This window comes from Burkholderia sp. MSMB617WGS, assembly GCF_001532025.2.
Taxonomy (GTDB): Bacteria; Pseudomonadota; Gammaproteobacteria; order Burkholderiales; family Burkholderiaceae; genus Burkholderia; species Burkholderia savannae.
In genome coordinates, this window is sequence record NZ_CP013458.1 from 279,331 (window position 1) to 294,296 (window position 14,966).

Here is a 14,966-nt window from a genome sequence, read left to right on the forward strand (position 1 = left end):
GCATGAGCCACGCTGTCGCACGCATCGTTCGCCCGCTGCCTTCGCGGGAAATCTGGACGTTCGCCGGCCTCGTCGTGCTGGCGTGCTTCATCTGGCTCGCGGGGCCGCTCGTCGCGTTCGCCGATGTCCGCCCGTTCGAGAGCGGCTGGGTGCGCGCCGTCACGATCGCGGTGCTGTTCGTCGCGTGGGGCGCGCGGATTGCGTGGCGCAACTGGCGCGCGGGTCAACTGAACGCGCAGCTGCTGAACCAGTTGCGCGAGGCGGCGTCGCGGCCCGCCGCGGCGGGCGATCCGGCGCGGGCCCAACTCGAGGAACTGCGCAGCCGTTTCGACGAGGCCGCGACGCTCCTGAAGAAAGTCCGCTTCGACACCGCGGACGCCGCGCGCAAGGGCCTGCCGCAGTGGCTCGAGCGGATGTCGCGCCAGTATCTGTATCAATTGCCTTGGTACGTGTTCATCGGCGCGCCGGGCTCGGGCAAGACGACGGCGCTCGTCAATTCGGGGCTCAGCTTTCCGCTCGCCGAGCAGTTCGGGCGCGCGGCGATTCGCGGCGTCGGCGGCACGCGGCATTGCGACTGGTGGTTCACGAACGACGCGGTGTTGATCGACACCGCCGGCCGTTACACGACGCACGAGAGCAACCGTGCGCTCGACGAGGCCGAATGGAAGGGCTTCGTCGATCTGCTGAAGAAGTACCGCGCGCGCCAGCCGCTGAACGGCGCGATGCTGACGATCAGCGTCGCGGATCTGCTCGGCGCGTCGGAGGCGGAGCGCACGCAGCACGCGATGGTGCTGCGCAAGCGCCTGCTCGAGCTGCGCGCGCAGCTCGGCATCCGCTTTCCGGTGTATCTGCTCGTGACGAAAGCGGATCTGCTCGCCGGCTTCGCCGAATATTTCGGCGGCTTCGGCCGCGCCGAATGCGCGCAGGTGTGGGGCTTCACGTTCCCGCTCGCCGAGAGCGAAGCGCCGGGCTTCGATCTGCGCGCGGCGTTCGATCGCGAATACCGGCTGCTGCACAAGCGCCTGAACGACGGGCTGCCCGAGCTGCTCGCGTCGCAGACCGACGCGCGCCAGCGCGAGATGACGTATCTGTTGCCGCAGCAGATCGCCGATCTGCAGGACATGCTCGGCCAGTTCGTCGCCGAGGTGTTCTCCGTGTCGAGCTTCGAGCCGATGCCGATGCTGCGCGGCGTCTATCTGACGAGCGGCACGCAGGAAGGCACCGCGTTCGACCGCGTGATGAGCGGGATCAAGCGCTTCCTGAAGATCGAGGGCGTGCCGCCCGCCGCGCAGGCGGGCTCGAGCGGGCGCAGCTTCTTTCTGAGGTCGCTGCTGCAGGACCACATCTTCCGCGAGGCCGCGCTTGCCGGCAGCAACCTGCGCTGGCATCAGCGGCGACGCGTGCTGCAGATCGTCGGCTATGCGGCGATCGTGCTGCTGTGCGCGGCGGTGCTGTTCGGGTGGCTGCGCAGCTATTCGCGCAATCGCGACTATCTCGACCAGGTCGCCGCGCGCGTGCCCGCGGTCGACGCGCAGATCGGCCGCGCGAAGTTCACGGGCGCGGCCGATATCGTCCAGCTGCTGCCGGTGCTCGACGAGCTGAGCGGCCTGCCGAACGCGGGCGGCGTCGACTTGCGGCATCCGCCGCTCGCGTATCGCTGGGGCCTTTTTCAGGGCGAGAAGATCGAGGAGGCGAGCGACGCCGTCTACCGGCGCGCGCTCGACGACGTGCTGCTGCCGATCGCCGCGAGCCGGATGGAGGCGGCGCTGCGCGACGCGCAGCCGGACGAGATCGAATACGCGTACGCGGCGCTGAAGGCGTATCTGATGCTCTACGACAGCGCGCATTACGATCCCGCGTTCGTGCAGGCCGTCGTCGATCTCGAAATGGAGCGCTCGCTGCCCGCCGATTTCTCGTCCGCGCAACGCAGCGCGCTGCGCGCGCATCTCGACGCGCTGTTCGGCGATCGCGTCGCGGTGTCGCCGTTTCCGATGAACGAGCGGCTCGTGGCCGATGTCCGCGAGCGGCTGCGGCAAGCGCCGTTCTCGCAGCGGCTGTACCGGCAGCTCGCGCGCACGCTGCGGCCGAGCACCGCGTCGTACGACTTCAGCGTCGCGCGCGCGGTCGGGCCGGACGCGTCGCTCGTCTATCGGCGGCAGAGCGGCAAGAGCCTCGCCGACGGCGTGCCGGGCTTCTACACGCGCAACGGCTACCGGAACGTGTTCGCGCCGCGCCTGCCCGGCGCGATCGATGCGTACGGGCGCGAGGAGGTGTGGGTGCTGAACCTCGGCGCATCCGAGATTCCGAATCCGTCCGACGCCGCCGCGTGGGCGCGCGACATCCGCCAGCTCTATCTGAACGACTACATCAAGACCTGGGACGACTATCTGGCCGACATCCGCCTGCAGCGCACGGTGACGCTCACGCAGAGCATCCAGGTGGCGCGCACGCTCTCGTCGGCCGATTCGCCGCTCACGCGGCTGATGGTGGCGCTCGCGCGCGACACGCCGCTCGGCGATGCGCCGGGCGGCGCGCGCAACCTCGCGTCGCGCGCGCAGGACAAGGTCGACGAGGCGCGCAGCTCGCTCGCGCAGATCTTCGCGGGCCAGCCGGGCGCGGACGCGGGCGCGGCGGCCGCGGCGCCCGCGAGCCCCGAGCAGGTCGTCGACAGCCACTTCGCGGGGCTGCGCACGTTCGCGCCGGGCAGCGGCGATCAGGCGGCGTCGTTCGACGCGGTGCTGAAGGCGATCGACGCGCTGTACACGTACCTGAGCGCGACCGACGACGCGCTGCGCAGCGGCGCGACGCCGCCGCCGTCGGATGCGCCCGCGCGGCTGCGCGCGCAGGCGGGCCGGCTGCCGACGCCGTTTCGCGAGGTGCTCGACGATTTGTCGAACGTCGCGAACGGCAGCGTCGCGAGCGTCGAGCAGCGCAACGTCGCGCAGCGCGCGGGCGCGAACGTCGGCGACTTCTGCCGGCAGGCGATCGCCGGGCGCTATCCGTTCGCGCGCGGCGCGGCGCGCGACGTCGCGCCGTCCGATTTCGCGCAGCTGTTCGCGGCGGGCGGCCTGATGGACGACTTCTTCCAGAAGAACCTGCAATCGCTCGTCGACACGGCCGCGCATCCGTGGCGCTTCAACAACCGCAACGCCGACGCGGACCCGTCGGCGGCCGCGATGCTCGGCGCGTTCGAGAAAGCTGCGGTGATCCGCGACGTCTACTTCGGAGGCGGCGCGCGGACCGCGCAGATCAAGGTCGAGATCGTGCCGCTCGAAATGGACCCGTCGATTTCGGAGATGGTGCTCGATATCGACGGCCAGATCGTCCGCTACGCGCACGGCCCGCAGGTGCCGACCGCGGTGCAGTGGCCCGGCACGCGCGGCAGCAATCAGGTGCGGCTGCAGGTGACCGAGCAGTCGGGCGCGGCGGGCGGCTTCACGACCGAGGGGCCGTGGGCGCTGCATCGGCTGTTCGATCGCGCGGGCGTGTCGGGCGGGCGGGCGCCCGAGCAGATGGTCGCGAGATTTTCGGTCGACGGCAAGCCGATCGTGCTGCAGGTGACGGCGAGCAGCGTCCGCAATCCATTCCGGTTGCCGCAGATGGAGTCCTTTACATGTCCTCCGAAGCAATGAGCACGACGCCGACGCCGCTCGCCCGCGACGGCGAGCCGCCCGCCTGGTACGGAAAGATTCCGGGCGCGGGCGACTTCGTCAACCACCGGCTGCCGCACGAGCTCGCCGGCTGGTGGGAGCGCTGGCTCCAGCAGGGAATGGCGGCGATGCGCCAGCGCGGCGCTGACGAAATCGAGCGCTACTACACGGTTGCGCCGGTCTGGAACTTTCTGATTCCGGCGGGCGCGGGCGCGCAATGCGTGCAGCCCGGCTGCCTCGCGCCGAGCTGCGATCGCGTCGGCCGCTACTACCCGGTGATCGCGACGCTGCCGATGCGCACCGCCGATTACTGGGGCGGGCTGCCCGATGTCGCCGACGCGTTTTACTGGCAGGTCGGCAGCGCGTTGCTCGATGCGATCAGGCACTCGCGCGCGCCGGTGCAGCTCGAGCAGACGCTCGCGCGGGTGCGGCTCGTGCCGGGCGTCGTGCAGCCGGCGCTGTTCGGCGGCGCGGGCGGCGGGCGAGGCGCAAGCGGTTGGAGGGGCTGGAACGGTGAACGCGGCGAGGCCGGTGAGCGTGGGGAAATCGGCGGTGCCGGCGAGATCGGTGGGACCGGCGAGATCGGTGGAGCGGGAGAGATCGGTGGGGCAGGCGAGATCGGTGGAGTGGGAGAGATCGGTGGGGCAGGCGAAAGCGGCGACGAGGACGACAGCTCGTTCGCCCAACCGCTGCCGGGCCCGCCCGCGGCGCCCGCGTGGCCCGGGCTTTCACAGTACTTCGATCCGCATGGCTCGACGAGCTTCTGGTGGACCAATCGCGCCGACGGATCGCCGCTGCGCACGCACGCGCACACGGGCGCGCCGGACAGCCGCTTGTTCCTGCGGCTGTTCGGCGGCGTCCAGCACGGCGTGTAACGAAGGCGCGCAACGAAGACACACAACGAAGACGCACAACGAAGACGCACAACGAAGACGCACAACGAAGACACACAACGAAGGCGAACAGCTAAGTCGAACAGCTAAGTCGAACAGCTAAGTCGAACGACTAAGGCGCGCAGTGAAGAAGGCGCGCAACGGCGGCGGATGGAACGGCGCGCGCGATGCCGCGCGCCATCACGCGACGGACCGGCTCGCGGCGTCGGCCCGAGGCGGCCGCGGTTCGCGGAATCGAGAGGTGGCACATGACGGATGCATTTTCGAGAGACAACGAGCAGGAAACCGTGACGCGCAGCGCGGCCGCCGAATTCGCGGTGCGCCCGCTGCCGCTCGGCCATCGTCTCGGCGAATTGCAGCTGGACGAAGTGCTCGGCGTCGGCGGCTTCGGCATCGTCTATCGCGCGTTCGACCGCACGCTGCGGCGCGCGGTCGCGATCAAGGAATACATGCCGTCGATGCTCGCGACGCGCGGCGGCGACTACACGGTGTCGCTGCGCTCCGAGCGCTTCGCGCAGGCGTTCGACGCGGGCCGCAGCGCGTTCCTCAACGAGGCGCGGCTGCTTGCGCAGTTCGATCATCCGGGGCTCGTCAAGGTTCTGCATTTCTGGGAGAGCCACGGCACCGCGTACATGGTGATGCCGTTCTACGAAGGGCGCACGCTCAAGCAACTGCTCGACGGCGGCGCGCAGATGGGCGAGACGCAGCTGCGCAACATCGTCGCCGCGCTGCTCGGCGCGCTCGACACGCTGCATCGCGCGCAGTGCTTTCATCGCGACATCGCGCTCGACAACATCCTGATCCGCCCCGACGGCAATCCGATCCTGCTCGACTTCGGCGCGGCGCGCAAACGGATCGGCGATCTCGTCGACGACAGCGCGATGATGATCAAGCCGGGCTACGCGCCGATCGAGCAATACACCGACGACCCGGCGTTCGGCCAGGGGCCGTGGACCGATCTGTACGCGCTCGGCGCGGTGATGCACGCGATGGTTGCGGGCGAACTGCCGCCCGCGGCGGTCGTGCGCAGCATCAAGGACACCTACCGGCCGCTCGCGGCGCGCGAGCTGACGGCGCGCGAGCCTTACAGCCCGGCGTTTCTCGCGGCGATCGACCATGCGCTGCAACTGAAGATCGCCGACCGGCCGGAGTCGGTCGCGGAATTCGCGGCGGAGCTCGGGCTGCGCGAATTCGATCGGCCGCCTTATGTGTCGCCGATGCCGGCGACGCCGACGCAAGCGCAGCCGCGCGAGCCCGAGGGCGATCGGGACGCGGGCGCGGCGCGTTCCGGCGCGGAGCAGGCGGCGGCGTCCGGTTCGTCCGGCGCGGGGCGAAGCGACAACGCGGATGCGGCGGCGACGGCGGCGTGGCCCGACGGCGAGCGCGCGCGGCAGTCGAGCCCGCATCGGCAGGCAGACGCCGGTTCGGCCGCCGCCGCGCAGGGCGGCGTCGAGCCGGGCGCGTCGGCGGCCGAGCCGCAGCATCGGCAGGCCGGTGACGAACGGGCGACGTCGGCGCGTTCCGGCGCGGAACAAGCGCAATTGCAATCGTATCGACAAGCGGGCGAGCGCGGCGCGGCGGCCGCGAAACCGGATGAGGCGGCGGCCGCGCCGCCGCCGCCGCCGCCGCGACGTCCGACGGACGATCGCGATGCCGTGCGCTCGCAGTCCGGCGTCGAGCGCGCGGCGCCGCAGCCGCCGCCGCGCGGGCATGCGAGCGAGCAGGATTCGCTGCCGGCGCGGCCGGTCGCGGGCGACGCGTCGCGGCAGTCCGCATCGGCGTCGAGCGACGGCATGCCGCCGTCCGGGGCCGACGGGCGGCGCACATCCGAAATGCCGCTTGCGCGCGACGCGACCGGGGCGCGCGAGAACGCGGGGGCGGGCGCGATGCCGGCGGCCGGAACGGGGCATGCGGCAGGCGCTTCGAGGGCGGCCGCATCGCCCTCCGGCGCATCCGCTTTCGCCGCATCTGCGTCGGGTGCGTTTGCGTCTGCCGCATCCACGCCGGGCGCATCCACGCCGGGCGTATCCACGCCGGGCACATCCGCTGCGGCGCGTCCGGCCGCGCTGCGCGGCGACGTGCGCAACCGGCTGCGCGACCGGAGGACGATTGCCTACGCGGGCGGCGCGCTCGCGGCGGTGCTGGCGATCGGCATCGGCGTTGCGTCTCTGCTGAAGCCGTCCGGCCCCGCCGAGACGGCCGCGACGAACGTGAGCGGGCCCCCGTCTCCGGCCGCGACGAATGCGAGCGCGCCGCCGCCACCGGCCGCGACGACGGCAGCGACGGCAACGCCCGCGCCCGGCGACACGCCCGCATCAGCGTCCGTGCTCGCGCAGCGCGAGCCGCCGCCCGCGCTGGCACCGCCGCCCGCAGCCGCACTCGCCGACACGACCGCGCCCACGCCCGCGCCCGCTCCGACGGTCGCGACGACGGTCACGAGCGAGGCCGCGCTTCAGCCTTCGCAGACGACCTCGCCAGGCGCGCAGCCCGCGCCGCCGCAGATCGCGAAGAACGACGCCGGCGGCGCGCCCGCGCAGCACGCGCCTGCCGCGAACCTCGCGCCGAAAGGCAGCCTCGATGCGACGGAGACGGTGATCGCGAATTCGCCGGCGAGCGGCGTCGCGCCGCCCCCGGCGACGTCCGTCGCCGCGGAGGCCGCCGCCGCGGCCGATCAGCGCCCGCCGGATATGCAGGAGACGATCCCCGTGCGATTCCGCGTGCGCCCGTGGGGCGACGTCTACGTGAGCGGCGTGAGGCGCGGCGCGAGCCCGCCGCTGCGCGCGCTGTCGCTCGCGCCGGGCGTCTATCAGATCGAGATCCGCAACGGCACGCTGCCGCCGCTGCGGCGCACGGTGAAGATCGATCCGGGCAGCAAACCGATCAACATCGACTATGCGTTCGAATGACGTCGACATGGCGGCGCGCGTCGCCGGCGCCGGTTCAACCACGGGAAGGCCCATGCGGAGTTCAGACCTGATCGAATCGTTGCTCGCCGGCGTCGCGCCCGATGCGCCGTGCGGCGCGAATCTCGAATACGAGCAGGATTTCCTGCGGCTGCAGGAGAGTGCGACGCCGCGCCCCGAGCAGCAGTACGGCGACACCGTGATCCCGGCCGAGGCGCCGGACTGGGGCGCGGTCGAGCGTCTCGCGCTCGAGCTGTCGGCGCGCACGAAGGATCTGCGCGTCGCCGCGCATCTCGCGCGCAGCTGGACCGAGCTGCGCGGCATTCCCGGCTACGCGGACGGCCTCGCGTTCGTCGCGGGCATGCTCGAACGATGGTGGGACGACGTGCATCCGCGTCTCGACGCCGATGGCGATCGCGATCCGACGCTGCGGATGAACGCGCTCGCCGAAGTCGCGGGCGCGCACGATTGCGCGCGCGCCGCGCGCCGGCAGGCGCTGTTCGACGGCGGGCCGAGCGTGCGCGACGCGGAGCGCGTGTTCGACGCCCGCGACGCCCACGACAGCGGCGCGGAGCACCCCTATCCGGGCGGACGCGAGCGCTTGATCGCCGATTTGACGCGCGCGCGCGACGGCGCGGAGCCGACGCTCCGCGCGGCGTTCGACGCGCTCGACGCGCTCGATGCGATTCGCGCGCACGCCGTGTCGCGGCTCGGCGGCGAATGGGCGCCCGACGCGAGCGACTTCGAGAAGGCGTTGCGCCGGATCGTGCGCGACGCGCTGCCGCCGCCCGCCGCGCCGCGGGCGGACGATGCGGCGGGCGCGTCGGCGGCGGCGGGGGGCGCGGGGGGGGCGGCCATCGCGGCAAACGGCGGCGTGGCGGCGGCCGGCGCATCGGCCGCGGCCGCCGCCGCCCACGGTCGCGCCTGGCGCGACGCCGAAGTGACGAGCCGCGACGACGTGCAGCTCGGCCTCGAAAAGATGTGCCGCTATTTCGAGCTGCACGAGCCGAGCCACCCGGCGCCGATCCTGCTGCGCCGCGCGCAGCGGCTGCTGTCGCTCGACTTCTACGAAATCATCCGGGATCTCGCTCCGGAGAGCCTGCCGAAGCTCGACTTGCTGAGCGGACAGCGCAGCGAATGATGCGGGGCGCCGCCGGGGACGGCGGCGGACATGATCGACGCAACCTGATGCGAAGGAGCAGACGATGACGAGCAAGTACAAGGCCTCGGCCAGCGGACAGAAATTCATTGCGCGCAACCGCGCGCCTCGCGTGCAGATCGAGTACGACGTCGAAACCTACGGCGCCGAGCGCAAGGTTCAGCTGCCGTTCGTGATGGGCGTGATCGCCGATCTCGCGGGCAAGCGGGCCGAGCCGCTGCCGGATCTGCCGGAGCGCAAGTTCCTCGAGGTCGACGTCGACAACTTCGACGAGCGGATGAAATCGATCGCGCCGCGCGTCGCGTTCCAGGTGCCGAACACGCTGTCGGGCGACGGGATGATGAGCGTCGACATGACGTTCGAGAGCATCGACGACTTCTCGCCCGCCGCGATCGCGCGCAACGTCGACGCGCTCAGGCGCCTGCTCGAAGCGCGCACCGAGCTGTCGAACCTGCTGTCGTACATGGACGGCAAGCACGGCGCCGAGCAACTGATCGAGAACGCGATCAACGATCCGGAACTGCTGAAGTCGCTCGTGCGTCAGCCGCTCGCGGCGAGCGCCGCCGGCGGCGCGCAGGCGATGACGGACGCCGCGAACGCCGCAGACGATTCGGAGATTCGCCATGAATGAACACGCTCAAACCCGGGCCGACGCGCGCGAGGCCGCGCAGCCCGTCGTCGCGCGCGACGAGTTCGCCGCGCTGCTGCAGAAGGAATTCAAGCCGAAGACCGCCGAGGCGCGCGAATCGGTGGAGCGCGCGGTGCGCACGCTCGCGCAGCAGGCGCTCGAGCACACGGTCGGCATGACGACCGACGCGTACGGCAGCGTCAAGCAGATCATCGCCGAGATCGATCGCAAGCTCTCCGAACAGATCAACCTGATCCTGCATCATCAGGAGTTCCAGACGCTCGAGGGCGCGTGGCGCGGGCTGCACTATCTCGTCACGAACACCGAGACCGACGAGCTGCTGAAGATCAAGGCGCTGCCCGCGTCGCGCAACGAGCTCGCGCGCACGCTGAAGCGCTACAAGGGCGTTGCGTGGGATCAGAGCCCGCTGTTTCGCAAGGTCTACGAAGAGGAGTACGGACAGTTCGGCGGCGAGCCGTTCGGCTGCCTCGTCGGCGATTTCTATTTCAACCACAGCCCGCCGGACGTCGAGATGCTCGGCGAGCTGTCGAAGATCGCGGCGGCCGCGCACGCGCCGCTCATCGCGGGCGCGTCGCCCGAGCTGATGCAGATGGATTCGTGGCAGGAGCTGGCCAATCCGCGCGACCTGACGAAGATCTTCCAGAACACCGAGTACGCGGCGTGGCGCAGCCTGCGCCAGTCCGAGGATTCGCGCTACGTCGGGCTCGCGATGCCGCGCTTCCTCGCGCGGCTGCCTTACGGCGCGCACACGAATCCCGTCGACGAATTCGACTTCGAGGAAGACACCGACGCCGCGAGCCACGACCGCTACACATGGGCGAATTCCGCGTACGCGATGGCGGCGAACATCAATCGCTCGTTCAAGCTGTACGGCTGGTGCTCGTCGATTCGCGGCGTCGAATCGGGCGGCGCGGTGGAAGGGCTGCCGTGCCATACGTTCCCGACCGACGACGGCGGCGTCGACCAGAAGTGCCCGACCGAGATCGCGATCAGCGACCGCCGTGAGGCCGAGCTCGCGAAGAACGGCTTCATGCCGTTCGTTCACCGGAAGAATTCGGATTTCGCGGCGTTCATCGGCGCGCAGTCGCTGTATCAGCCGGACGAGTATCACGATCCCGACGCGACCGCGAATGCGCGGCTGTCCGGCCGCCTGCCCTACCTGTTCGCGTGCTGCCGCTTCGCGCATTACCTGAAGTGCATCGTGCGCGACAAGATCGGCTCGTTCCGCGAGCGTGACGACATGGAGCGCTGGCTCAACGACTGGATCATGAACTACGTCGACGGCGATCCGGCGAACTCGTCGCAGGAGACGAAGGCGCGCAAGCCGCTCGCGGCCGCGCAGGTCGTCGTCGAGGAGATCGAGGACAACCCCGGCTATTACGCATCGAAATTCTTCCTGCGGCCGCATTACCAGCTGGAAGGGCTCACCGTGTCGCTGCGGCTCATCTCGAAGCTGCCGTCGGCGAAGGCGGCGGGCGAATGAGCGTCAACCGACTGAGTTTCGACTGACATCCCTCAATCAACCAAGACGGAGAAATCGATGGGCGTCGCAATGTTTATGAAAGTGGACGGCGTCACCGGCGAATCGGCCGACGCACAGCACAAGGGCTGGACCGACATCCAGTCGTTCTCGTGGGGCGCGAGCCAGCCGGGCGCGATGGCGAGCGGCAGCGGCGGCAACGCGGGCAAGGCGAGCTTCAACGATCTCGTCGTCGCCGCCTACATGGACAAGGGCGCAACGGCGATCATCAAGAACTGCGCGAACGGCAAGCACCTGTCGACCGTCGAGATCTCGGCGTGCAAGACGGGCGGCACGCAGATCGAATTCATGCGCGTGACGTTGCAGGAAGTGCTCGTCACGTCGGCGCAGATCGCGGGCGTCGATCCGGGCGACGCGGCCGACCGGCTGATGATGCAGTACGGCTTCCAGGCCGCGAAGGTCAAGAAGCAGTACTGGCAGCAGAACGACAACGGCGGCAAGGGCGCCGAGGTGTCGGTCGGCTGGAACATCAAGGAAAACACCGAGATGTGACGGCGCGAGGCGGACCGATCATGGACGACGACGTGCGATCCCGGGACGGCCGGGAGGGCGGCATGCGCGCCGCGCGCGACCGGCTGCAGCCCGCGCTGCTCGACCGGCTGACCGACGCCGAACCGCAGCGGCGCAGCGAGCCGCCGGATGCGCAGGCGATCGGCGGCGAGCGCCTGCGCGCGGCGGTGCTGCGCGATCTGTCGTGGCTGCTCAATACGCGCAACGGCGAGGACGGCTTCGTCGACTGGTCGGCGTTCGCGCACGCGCAGGCGTCGGTGCTCAACTACGGGATGCGGCCGCTCGTCGGCAAGCCGATGTCGGGCGTCGAGCGGATGTCGGTCGAGGCGTCGATCCGCGATGCGATCGTGCGCTTCGAGCCGCGCATCGCGCCCGACAGCGTCGAGGTGCGCAGCGTGCTCGACGCGCCGGGCGGCGCGGCGGGCGAGCGCCGGCACAACGTGCTGATGTTCGAGATCAAGGGCACGCTGTGGTCGGTGCCGCATCCGGTCGAATTCGTGCTGCGCTCCGATCTCGATCTGGAGACGGGCGCGATGTCGCTGCAATCGGCGGCGGGAGGCTGATGCGATGGACACGCGCCTGCTCGAGTACTACAACCGCGAACTCGCCTATCTGCGCGAGCTCGGCGGCGAATTCGCGCAGCAGTTTCCGAAAGTGGCCGCGCGCTTGCGGATGCACGAATCGGGGCCGCCCGATCCGTATGTCGAGCGGCTGCTCGAAGGCTTCAGCTTCCTCACAGCGCGCGTGCAGCTGAAGATGGACGCGGAGTTTCCGCGCTTCACGCAGGCGCTGCTCGACGCCGTTTATCCGGGCTACGTCGCGCCGCTTCCGTCGATGGCGATCGTGCAGTTCACGCCGATGATGAACGAGGGCAGCCTCGCGCAAGGCTGTCGGCTGCCGGCGGGCACCGCGCTGCGCGCGCGGCCCGCCGCGTCCGAGCAGACCGCGTGCGAGTTCCGCACCGCGCACGATCTGACGCTCTGGCCGCTCGAGCTGACCGCGGCGGCCGTGACGGGCGCGCCCGCGTATCTGCCGCGCTCGGCGACGGCCGCGCGCCGCGACGTGCGCGGCGCGCTGCGGATCAGGCTGAAGGCGCGCGGCGGCGCGAGTCTCGCGCAGTTGCCGATCGACCGGCTGATGTTCCATCTCGCCGGCCCCGAGCGCGACGCGCTGCACCTGCTCGAACTGATCGCCGGGCACACGATCGGCGTTGCCTGCCACGATACGGGCCAGCCGCCGCGCTGGCTGCACGTGCTCGGCGCGCACGCGCTCGTCCATCAGGGCTTCGATGCCGATCAGGCGCTGCTGCCCGACGACGGCCGCGGCTTCCAGGGCTATCGGCTGCTGCGCGAGTATTTCGCGTTCCCCGCGCGCTTCCTGTTCTTCAGCATCGAGGGGCTGCGGCCGGCGCTCGCGCGCGCGACGGGCGACGAGTTCGAGCTGACGCTGTTGCTCGACCGGCACGACGCGGCGCTCGAGAACCGCGTCGACGCGCGGCATCTCGCGCTCAATTGCACGCCGGCCGTGAACCTGTTCGCGCGCCGCGCGGATCGCATCCCGATCCGTCCGGGCGTGCGCGAGCATCACGTCGTCGTCGATCGCAGCCGCCCGCTCGACTACGAGGTCTATGCGGTGCAGCGCCTCGCGAGCGAGCAGCGCGACGACGGGCAGGCGCGCGAGTTCCGGCCGTTCCACGCATCGTTCGCGGGCGACGACGGCAACTACGGCGCGTATTACACGGTGCGCCGCGAGCCGCGCCTCGTGTCCGCGCAGGCGCGCGCGAACGGCACGCGCACGGGCTACGTCGGCAGCGAGACGTACGTGTCGCTCGTCGACAGCGATTGCGCGCCGTACGACGAATCGATCCGCTATCTGTCCGTCGACACGCAGTGCACGAACCGCGACCTCGCGCTGCTGCTGCCGGCGGGCGACGCGAACACGTTCACGCTGCGCGTGTCGGCGCCCGTGGAGCGGATCGCCGCGATTCGCGGGCCGTCGCGGCCGCGAGCGCCGATCGCCGACGCGCAGAGCGCATGGCGGCTCGTCAGCCATCTGGGCCTCGCGCGCCATACGCTGACCGACGTCGACGACGAAGAAGGCGCGCGCGTGCTGCGCGAGCTGCTCGGCCTGCACGCGGACCCGGCCGACGCCGCGATGCGCCGGCAGATCGACGGCGTGCATCGCGTCGCGTTCACGCCGGTGTTCCGCAGGCTGCCCGCCGCGGGGCCGCTGATGTTCGGGCGCGGCGTGCAGGTCGACGTGACGGTCGACGATCACGCGTTCTCCGGCGACAGCCCGTACTTGCTCGGCGCGGTGATCGAGCAGTTCTTCGCGCGGCACGTGTCGATCAATTCGTTCGCCGAATGCGTGCTGAGCAGCGCGCAGCGCGGCAGGCTCGCGCAATGGCCGGCGCGCGTCGGCAGGCGGCCCGCGATATGACGACGAACCTGAAACCGGATTCGCCCGCGGCGCACGCGCATGAGCGCGCGGGCGCGAAGCCGGACGCGAGCCCGAACCGGAGTTCGAGCCCGAGCGCGCATCCGAATCTGGTTCCGAATGCAAGCGCGAGCGCCGCCGCGCGCCGCGACGCATGGTGGCGCCGCCTGCGCGCCGCGCCGCACGGCTACGACCTGTTCCAGGCGCTGCGCTGGCTCGACGCGCTGTCGCCGGAGCACGCGCCGTCCGGCTACGCGGCGCGGCCGCGCGACGAGCCGATGCGGCTCGGCCAGGCGCCGTCGCTCGCGTTCGCGGCGGCGATGCTCGCGGGCGTGCGCGACGACGGCCCGCGCCCGCGCATCGCGATTCAAGGCTTCGGGCTGTTCGGGCCGAACGGGCCGCTGCCGTCGCATCTGACCGAATACGCGCACGAGCGCGCGACGCAACACGACGATCCGACGTTCGCCGCGTTCGCCGACGTCTTTCATCATCGGCTGATCCTGCTGTTCTACCGCGCATGGGCCGACGCGCAGCCGACCGTCAGTCTCGACCGGCCGGCGCGCGCGCGGTTCGACGCCTACGTCGCGAGCCTGATCGGGCCGCGCGATGCGCCGGGCGCGGCGGACGCGCTCGCGCCGCACGCGAAGTATTTCCAGGCGGGCCACCTGGTGCGGCACACGCGCAATCCGGAAGGGCTCGTGCAGATCCTGCGGCGCTACTTCGGCGTGCGGGCGCGGATCGTCGAGCACGTGCCGCACTGGGTGATGCTCGATCGCGCGCAGCGCTGCGCGATCCGCGCGACGCGGCCGACGCAGCGGCTCGGCGGCGCCGTGCTCGGCTGTGCGGTGCGCGACGCGCAGTCGCGCTTGCGGATCGTGCTCGGCCCGCTGACGCTCGACGAATACCGGCGGTTCCTGCCGGGCGGCGCGCATGCACGGCAGCTCGCGCAATGGGTGCGCGAATACGTCGGCGTCGAATTCGGCTGGGACGTGCAGCTCGAGCTCGCACACGACGAAGTGCCGGCGCTCGCGCTCGGCAGCCGCCACGCGCTCGGCCGCACCGCGTGGCTCGGCGAGCGGCTCGATCACGGCCCCGCGCGCGACCTCGTGCTCGGCTACGACGCGCACGCGCGCGGCGCAAGCGCCAGCGCGGGCGCCGCAAGCGCTCGATCGACGAGGGCCGATCAGGCGGCCGCCGCCGATGCGTCTCATCGCCAACCTGCCTGA

10 protein-coding genes are annotated in these 14,966 nt (G+C 71.1%); all 10 read left to right on the forward strand.

What is annotated here, in order from left to right:
• The first annotated feature begins 2 nt into the window (after positions 1-2).
• The gene (tssM, locus tag WT60_RS21275; protein ID WP_060356136.1) at positions 3-3,632 is read left to right on the forward strand and encodes a type VI secretion system membrane subunit TssM; all 3,630 of its coding nucleotides are present in this window, start codon (positions 3-5) and stop codon (positions 3,630-3,632) included.
• On the forward strand, positions 3,629-4,525 hold the full coding sequence (gene tagF / locus WT60_RS21280; RefSeq protein WP_038746042.1) for a type VI secretion system-associated protein TagF: 897 nt from the start codon (positions 3,629-3,631) through the stop codon (positions 4,523-4,525). Before tssM ends, tagF begins: the two co-directional genes overlap by 4 nt.
• 266 nt (positions 4,526-4,791) lie before the next feature.
• On the forward strand, positions 4,792-7,449 hold the full coding sequence (locus WT60_RS21285) for a serine/threonine-protein kinase (RefSeq protein WP_060356135.1): 2,658 nt from the start codon (positions 4,792-4,794) through the stop codon (positions 7,447-7,449).
• Between the two features lie 52 nt (positions 7,450-7,501).
• On the forward strand, positions 7,502-8,587 hold the full coding sequence (gene tssA / locus WT60_RS21290) for a type VI secretion system protein TssA (RefSeq protein ID WP_060356134.1): 1,086 nt from the start codon (positions 7,502-7,504) through the stop codon (positions 8,585-8,587).
• 64 nt (positions 8,588-8,651) lie between these two features.
• On the forward strand, positions 8,652-9,236 hold the full coding sequence (tssB, locus tag WT60_RS21295; protein ID WP_060356133.1) for a type VI secretion system contractile sheath small subunit: 585 nt from the start codon (positions 8,652-8,654) through the stop codon (positions 9,234-9,236).
• On the forward strand, positions 9,229-10,737 hold the full coding sequence (gene tssC / locus WT60_RS21300) for a type VI secretion system contractile sheath large subunit (protein WP_060356132.1): 1,509 nt from the start codon (positions 9,229-9,231) through the stop codon (positions 10,735-10,737). Before tssB ends, tssC begins: the two co-directional genes overlap by 8 nt.
• 57 nt (positions 10,738-10,794) lie before the next feature.
• Positions 10,795-11,286 (forward strand): type VI secretion system tube protein Hcp, encoded by a 492-nt coding sequence (locus WT60_RS21305; RefSeq protein WP_038746052.1) that lies wholly within the window; start codon positions 10,795-10,797, stop codon positions 11,284-11,286.
• 20 nt (positions 11,287-11,306) lie between these two features.
• Positions 11,307-11,867 (forward strand): type VI secretion system baseplate subunit TssE, encoded by a 561-nt coding sequence (tssE, locus tag WT60_RS21310; RefSeq protein WP_038746309.1) that lies wholly within the window; start codon positions 11,307-11,309, stop codon positions 11,865-11,867.
• A gap of 4 nt (positions 11,868-11,871) precedes the next feature.
• Positions 11,872-13,743 carry a type VI secretion system baseplate subunit TssF gene (gene tssF, locus WT60_RS21315; protein WP_060356131.1) on the forward strand — a complete coding sequence of 624 codons (1,872 nt, stop codon included), beginning with the start codon at positions 11,872-11,874 and terminating at the stop codon, positions 13,741-13,743.
• Positions 13,707-14,966, forward strand: a complete 1,260-nt coding sequence (gene tssG / locus WT60_RS21320) for a type VI secretion system baseplate subunit TssG (protein WP_060356130.1) — start codon at positions 13,707-13,709, stop codon at positions 14,964-14,966. Before tssF ends, tssG begins: the two co-directional genes overlap by 37 nt.

Excerpts from the sequence above, each read along its gene's own strand:
- tssM (WP_060356136.1), top strand. The coding sequence starts at position 3 with ATGAGCCACGCTGTCGCACGCATCGTTCGCCCGCTGCCTTCGCGGGAA.
- tagF (WP_038746042.1), top strand. The coding sequence starts at position 3,629 with ATGAGCACGACGCCGACGCCGCTCGCCCGCGACGGCGAGCCGCCCGCC.
- WT60_RS21285 (WP_060356135.1), top strand. The coding sequence starts at position 4,792 with ATGACGGATGCATTTTCGAGAGACAACGAGCAGGAAACCGTGACGCGC.
- tssA (WP_060356134.1), top strand. The coding sequence starts at position 7,502 with ATGCGGAGTTCAGACCTGATCGAATCGTTGCTCGCCGGCGTCGCGCCC.
- tssB (WP_060356133.1), top strand. The coding sequence starts at position 8,652 with ATGACGAGCAAGTACAAGGCCTCGGCCAGCGGACAGAAATTCATTGCG.
- tssC (WP_060356132.1), top strand. The coding sequence starts at position 9,229 with ATGAATGAACACGCTCAAACCCGGGCCGACGCGCGCGAGGCCGCGCAG.
- WT60_RS21305 (WP_038746052.1), top strand. The coding sequence starts at position 10,795 with ATGGGCGTCGCAATGTTTATGAAAGTGGACGGCGTCACCGGCGAATCG.
- tssE (WP_038746309.1), top strand. The coding sequence starts at position 11,307 with ATGGACGACGACGTGCGATCCCGGGACGGCCGGGAGGGCGGCATGCGC.
- tssF (WP_060356131.1), top strand. The coding sequence starts at position 11,872 with ATGGACACGCGCCTGCTCGAGTACTACAACCGCGAACTCGCCTATCTG.
- tssG (WP_060356130.1), top strand. The coding sequence starts at position 13,707 with ATGGCCGGCGCGCGTCGGCAGGCGGCCCGCGATATGACGACGAACCTG.